The sequence below is a fragment of the Achromobacter maghribensis genome (genome assembly GCF_057334215.1).
The window spans coordinates 2,011-8,158 of record NZ_JBHFII010000050.1 but is presented as its reverse complement, the minus strand read 5'-3'; the positions used below and the strand labels follow the sequence as shown (position 1 = coordinate 8,158).

Below are 6,148 nucleotides of genomic sequence, written 5' to 3'. Positions count from 1 at the left end.
CCGGCGACCGCGCCCACCAGCAGGCCGATCGCCAGCGCGATGGCGGCCGACGCGCTACCCACCAGCAAGGACACGCGCGCGCCGTGGAACAGGCCGGCCAGGATGTCACGGCCCATCAGGTCGGTGCCGGCGGGAAAGTCGGCGTCGTCGCCGGGCCAGGTGAAGGGGGCGCCAACCATCTCCAGCGGATCGTTCGGGAACAGCCAGGCGGCGCTGGCGGCCGCGGCCAGCACGATCAGCAGGATGGCGGCGCCGACGGCGGCGGAGGGCGTGCGCAGCAGATGCGCGACGGCGCGGGCAATTGGTTTCATGTCTTCCTCACGCGGGGGTCCAACAGGCCGTAGCAGGCGTCCACGGCGATATTCATCAGGGCTACCAGCGCCGCGCTCATCAGCAGGATGCCCAGCAGAAGATTGACGTCGCGGCTGGCAATGGCCTCGAATGACAACTGGCCCAGGCCCGGCCACGCGAAGACCGTTTCCACCACGATGCTGCCGCCCAGCAGCGCGCTGCTTTGCAGGCCCAGCATGGTGATGACGGGCAGAATCGCGTTCTTCAGCGCATGGCGCCAGATCACGCGCGTTTCGCCGTTGCCGCGCGCGCGGGCGGTGCGAATGTAGTCTTCCTGTAGCGTTTCGATCATCGAGGCCCGCGACAGCCGCGCATAGATGGCCACGTAGTAGATTGCCACCGTGGTCACCGGCAACGCGAGGTGCCGCGCGTAGTCGGCCCATAGCGCCCAGCCTTGATACGCCGCGCCCACGTCGCGGATGCCGCCCACCGGCAGCCAGTTCAAGTGCACGCCGAACCCGACGATCAGCATCAGCGCCGTCCAGAACATCGGCGCGGAATAGCCCGCCGTGGCCAGCGCGGAAAGCAGGGTGTCCAGCCCGCCATGCGGCCGGCGCGCCGCCAGCACGCCCAGCAGCACGCCCACCGCCACCGATAACGCCAGCCCCGTGCCGATCAATGCCAGCGTGGCCGGCAGCCGCCCGAAGATCAGGTCGGCCACGGGCTCGCCATAGCGAAACGAATACCCCAGGTCCAGCGACAGCAGGCTTTTCAAGTAGTAGCCCAGCTGCGTCAGCACGCTTTGGTCCAGGCCGTAGGCCACCCGCAACTGGGCCACGTGTTCGGGCGTGATGCCGCTGTTCTCCGACGCGATCACGTCGACCAGGTCGCCGGGCACCAGCTTGAGCAGGAAGAAGTTGGCGATGGCGGTCGCGCCCACCACGAAAAGGATTTGGAGCAGGTAGCGAAGCGGGCGGGGCAGTCGTAGGGACATGGCGGGTTTCCGGCGGCCGTCAGGCCTTGCCCAGCCAGACGTTGGCGAAGTTGTTGCGCGAATGCGAGGACGCGTCGGTCACGTTGCGCACCTGCTTGTCCCAGACGCCAAACCAGCGGAACTCGAACAGGCCGATCAAGGGCAGGTCGCGCTGCGCCAGCCGCTGCACTTCGTTGTACTGATCGATGCGCTTCTTCGGATCCGTTTCGACCTGGGCGGCTTCGATGGCGCGGTCCATGTCCGGGTTGCTGTAGCCCGACGCGTTGTACCAGGGCGTGCCTTTGGCCTCTGCCTTGCTCCAATACCGCGTCTCCACGCCCAGCTGGGGATCGATCAGCACGGTGCCCCACGAACTGATGAGCTGAAAGTTGTAGTCGGTGAAGACATTGCGCGTCCAGGTCGCCAGGTCCAGTCCGCGCAGCGTTACGTCGATGCCGATTTTGCGCAGCGCCTGGCGCACGAACTCGCCGGTGCGGCGGTAGTCGTCACCGAACGGGATGTAGTCGTGCGTCAATGCAAAGCGCCAGCCGTCCGCCTTGCGGGGGTACCCGGCCTCGTCCAGCAGCTTTTCGGCCAGCGCCGGGTCATACGGGTATTGCTGCACGTTGGGGTTGTGATACGGCTTCACCAGCGACGGCACCGGGCTTACGAAGGGTTCGGCATAGCCGTTCCACACGGTTTTCACCAGCACCTGCTTATTGACGGCGTGCGCGATGGCCTGGCGCACTTTCAGATGGGACAGGATGGGGTCGCGCAAGTTGGCTTCCAGCCACAGCCAGGCGGCAAAGCCGTTGTAGCCCGCGGTGTCCACTGCCAGCTTGGGCAGCCTGGACAGGCGCGTGGCATCCGTGAAGGCCACGGGGTTGCGTTCGCCGTATGCCACGCCGCCTGTCTCTAGTGCGGTGGCGCGGCCGGACACGTCGGGAATGATCTTCCAGACGATGCGATCCAGGTAGGGGCGTTCGGGCTGCCAGTACTTGTCGTTCCGTTCCAGCACGATGTAGTTGCCCCGGTTCCACTCCTTGAACACGAAGGGGCCGGTGCCGATGGGCTTGTTGTTGTACGGGTTGTTCTGGATGTCCGTGCCTTCGAACAAATGACGCGGCAGGATGGGCGCGCCCAGCGAATCGATGGCGTTGAGCGCCACGGGCGTGGGCTGTGACAGGTGCAGCACGACGGTGTGGTCATCCGGGGTCTCGACCTTCTGCAGGTACTGGAACACCCGGCGCGCGCTGGGCGCATGCTTGCGCCACACCTCTTCAGCCGACCATTTCACGTCGGCGGCGGTAAACGGCTTGCCGTCATGCCACAGCACGCCCTGGCGCAGCTTGAACGTGATGGTCTTGCCATCGTCGGACACGCTCCAGCTTTCGGCCAATACGGGCCGCGGTTTCAGGTCGGGCCCATATTCCACCAGCCCGTCGAAGATTTTGCTGACGACCGCGCCCGTGGGGGTGGACGAGTTCAGGTAGAAGGCCAGCGTCGGTGGTTCCGGGTGGACCACCGCGTTGAGCACGCCGCCGCGCACCGCGCCGTCCACGGTATTGGGCAGGCTCTGGGTGTCGGCGTAGGCCGGCGCGAAGATCACGTTGGGAAAGAGCGCGCCTGCGCCCATCAAGGCCCCCGCGCTCATCAGCCAGCGGCGAAAGGGGTTGGCGGGTTCGTCTTCGTGGCCGGGAGCATCGGCGGGGGGCAACGGTTGCGTCATGAAGGTTTCCTTCTGTTGTCGTGAAGTGCGGCCGGCTGTTTCAGGCGGCCAGGCTGGTCAGGGCGGGAAGATCGTTGGGGTCGCGGCGTACCAGCGTGGCCAGCAGGTTGCGGCGCCACGCGTCGTACAACGCGATGTGGCCGCGCGCGTCCAGGCCGGTGGCGCGCTGGTTCAGTTGCCAGGAATCGCGTAGATAGGGGCCAAGCACGTGCTGGACGTCTTCGTCCGCCTGGATCAGGCCGGCCACCCAGTCTTCGCGTTGGGCCGGGTCCGCCTGTTCCAGCTTGTTCAGCCACCACTGGGTGATGCGGACGCGGTGCGCCTCTTCATCGGGAAGAATGCGGTTTTCGCCGAACTCGCGATGACCGAAGTCCAGCACCTTCGCGGTGCGCCGGTTCACGAACAGGCGCGCCAGGATGTAGTGCTCGTAATGGAACTGCCACGCCAGGAAGTTCTGCCAGTTACGCAGCGCGAAACCGCCGATCAGGTCCCAGGAATCCTGCACGCCTTGCCGCACCTGCGCCAGCGGGTCGGCGCCCAACAGCGCCGCGGCGCGTCCGCGCGAGAACTCCGCGTGGGCGGCGTCGTCGCCAAGTTGGCGCGCCAGCGCGAACTGGAACTCGGTGTCGTCCTTGAACAGGCCGGCAATGGCATGCGCGGCGACTTGGGCGATAAACAGGTCGTGCACGGTGTTCCACACGGCGTATTCGGCGGCGTTGCGGCGTTCGTCCTCGCTTGCCAGATCGCGCGGCGGATCGATGCGCGCCGCGGGCAGATGCGGCGCGACGGCCAGACGGACGTCGTCGAACAGGCGCGCTTCCAGCGCGCCGTCGTAATCCAGCGTCAGGAGCGGTTGGGGGAAATCCAGTTCAGGCATGGCGAATGTGGCGGACGCGGAAAAGTCTCGACTCTAAGCAAGCGCGGACGCCGTTCACAAACACTCTTTGGTGATTTGGATATATGCGCGCAAGGCCCGCTAACAGAAGGCGAAACGGGCGTGCCGCGCATATACCGATTTCAAATAACCGCATGAGGATTCCGTCCTTCCGTGCGCGGCGCCGCACCGATAGGCTGCATGTTTTCCCATTGCCGGGTCGCCACATGCCGCACGTTTCAAGCACGACTTCAAGCCAGGACCGGGACGAGGCGCCGCGCCTGGTGCCTGCCGCCCGCATCCAGGACGACGCCCAGGCGGTCGCGGCCGCCCACGCGTTGGCGGCCGATTTCGCCCTGGGCGCGGCGCAACGCGACCGGGAGCGCGCGTTGCCGTGGCGCGAGATCGAACGCTATTCGGCCAGCGGGCTGGGTGGCATCACGGTGCCGCGCGAATACGGCGGCGCGGATGTCTCGCATGTGACGCTGGCGGATGTGTTTCGCATCATTAGCGCGGCGGACCCGTCGCTGGGCCAGATTCCGCAAAACCATTTTGGATTCCTGAATCTGCTGCGGCTGACCGGGTCGCCTGCGCAGCAGCGCCATTACTACGAAGGCGTGCTGGCCGGGCGCCGGCTGGGCAATGCCGGGCCCGAGCGGCATACTCGCCACGCGCGGGATATCGAGGCAAGGCTCGTGGCGGATGGCGACGGCTATCGTGTCAGCGGCCGCAAGTTCTATTCGACCGGCGCGCTATTCGCGCACTGGATCCCGGCGAAGGTGCTGGATGGCGAGGGCAGGCTGGTCACCGTGGTGTTTGAGCGCGGCGCGCCGGGCGTGTCAGTCGTGGATGACTGGTCCAGCTTCGGCCAGCGCACCACGGCCAGCGGCACCGTGCTGCTGGACAACGCGCGCGTGGAAGCCGGCAGCATCCTGCCCGCCTGGCGCGCGCAGCAGGCCCCCGCCTTGCAGGGGCCCTTCGCGCAACTGATGCAGGCCGCGATCGATGTGGGCATCGCCGAGGGTGCGTTGCGCGACACGGTGACCTTTCTGCGTGAACGTTCCCGGCCCTGGGTCGAGGCCAACGTCGAGCGGGCCACGCAGGATCCTTACGTGATCGCGGACGTGGGCCAGCTCTACATCGATTTGCACGCCGCCCAGGCGCTATTGACGGAAGCCGCGCAGTTCCTGGACGACACGCGCGGGCGAACGCTGGACGCGGATGACGTCGCCGCCGCGTCGATCGTGGTGGCGCGCGCCAAGGCGGTGTCCACCGAAGCCGCGCTGGCCGCCGGCGAAAAGCTGTTCGAACTGTCGGGCGCGCGGGCCTCCCTGGCCGAATTCGGGCTGGACCGCCATTGGCGCAACGCGCGCGTCCATACCCTGCACGATCCCGTGCGCTGGAAGTACCACGCGGTGGGCAATTATCTGCTTAACGGCCAACGCCCCAACCGGCACTCCTGGATCTGACACCATGCCCACCGACAACATATCGTCCCTGGCGGTGCGCCGCGCCGCCGTGATCGACTCCGACGCGCAGGCGCTTGAGGTCGCGCGTTCGCTGGCCGGGGAATTTGCCCGCGAAGCGTCTCAACGGGACCGCGAGCGCCGGCTGCCGCTGCCCGAGCTGGAACGCTATTCCCAATCCGGCCTATGGGGCATTACCGTGCCGCGCGAACACGGCGGCGCCGGGGTGTCGCGGGCGACGCTGGCCGAGGTCACGGCCATCATTTCGGCCGCTGACGGTTCGTTGGGCCAGATCCCGCAGAACCACTACTACGCGCTGGAAGTGCTGCGCGTGAACGGCAGCGCGGACCAACAACGCCGCTTCTACGCGCGGGCGCTGGCGGGCGAGCGCTTCGGCAATGCGCTGGCCGAGACGGGTACGCGCACGGCCGCCGAACGGCGGACTCGGCTTAGCACCGGCGTCGATGGGGAATGGCGCATCAATGGCAGCAAGTTCTATTGCACCGGCGCGCTGTATGCCCAGTGGATCCCGACGGCCACCGTGGATGGCGACGGCATCCAGCGCCTGGCCATCGTGCGCCGCGACAGCCCCGGCGTTGAAATCATCGACGACTGGTCGGGCTTTGGCCAGCGTGTCACCGGCAGCGGCACCGTGCACTTCAATGATGTGGCGGTGCCGGTCGAAGACGTATTGTTGCTGGCCGACCCCGCCGCGCCGCCCAACACGATCAAGCCTTTGGCGCAGATTGTCCACGCGGCCATCGACCTGGGTATTGGCCAGGCCGCGCTGGCGGACGCCGTGGCGTTCGTGGGGG

The 6,148-nt window shown here is 67.0% G+C and carries 5 protein-coding genes and 1 pseudogene; 2 read left to right on the top strand and 4 right to left on the bottom strand.

The window, feature by feature from the left end:
- The 4 genes and pseudogenes from ACE039_RS22655 to ACE039_RS22640 all read right to left on the bottom strand — a co-directional run.
- A pseudogene (locus ACE039_RS22655) lies at positions 1-311 on the bottom strand (ABC transporter permease); the annotation flags it as partial.
- Positions 308-1,285, bottom strand: a complete 978-nt coding sequence (locus tag ACE039_RS22650) for an ABC transporter permease (RefSeq protein ID WP_105559553.1) — start codon at positions 1,283-1,285, stop codon at positions 308-310. The pseudogene ACE039_RS22655 and the gene ACE039_RS22650, both read right to left, overlap by 4 nt.
- A 19-nt stretch (positions 1,286-1,304) precedes the next feature.
- Positions 1,305-2,993, bottom strand: coding sequence for an ABC transporter substrate-binding protein (locus tag ACE039_RS22645; protein WP_485823393.1), 1,689 nt, complete (start codon positions 2,991-2,993; stop codon positions 1,305-1,307).
- A 40-nt stretch (positions 2,994-3,033) separates the two neighbouring features.
- Positions 3,034-3,870 (bottom strand): hypothetical protein, encoded by an 837-nt coding sequence (locus ACE039_RS22640; protein WP_448711461.1) that lies wholly within the window; start codon positions 3,868-3,870, stop codon positions 3,034-3,036.
- A gap of 224 nt (positions 3,871-4,094) precedes the next feature.
- On the opposite strand from ACE039_RS22640, the gene ACE039_RS22635 reads away from it, so the two are divergent.
- Both ACE039_RS22635 and ACE039_RS22630 read left to right on the top strand, forming a co-directional pair.
- On the top strand, positions 4,095-5,336 hold the full coding sequence (locus tag ACE039_RS22635) for an SfnB family sulfur acquisition oxidoreductase (RefSeq protein ID WP_485823392.1): 1,242 nt from the start codon (positions 4,095-4,097) through the stop codon (positions 5,334-5,336).
- Positions 5,337-5,340: 4 nt separating this feature from the next.
- Positions 5,341-6,148, top strand: an 808-nt coding sequence (locus ACE039_RS22630; protein ID WP_485823391.1) for an acyl-CoA dehydrogenase family protein, incomplete at its 3' end; no start/stop codon positions are given.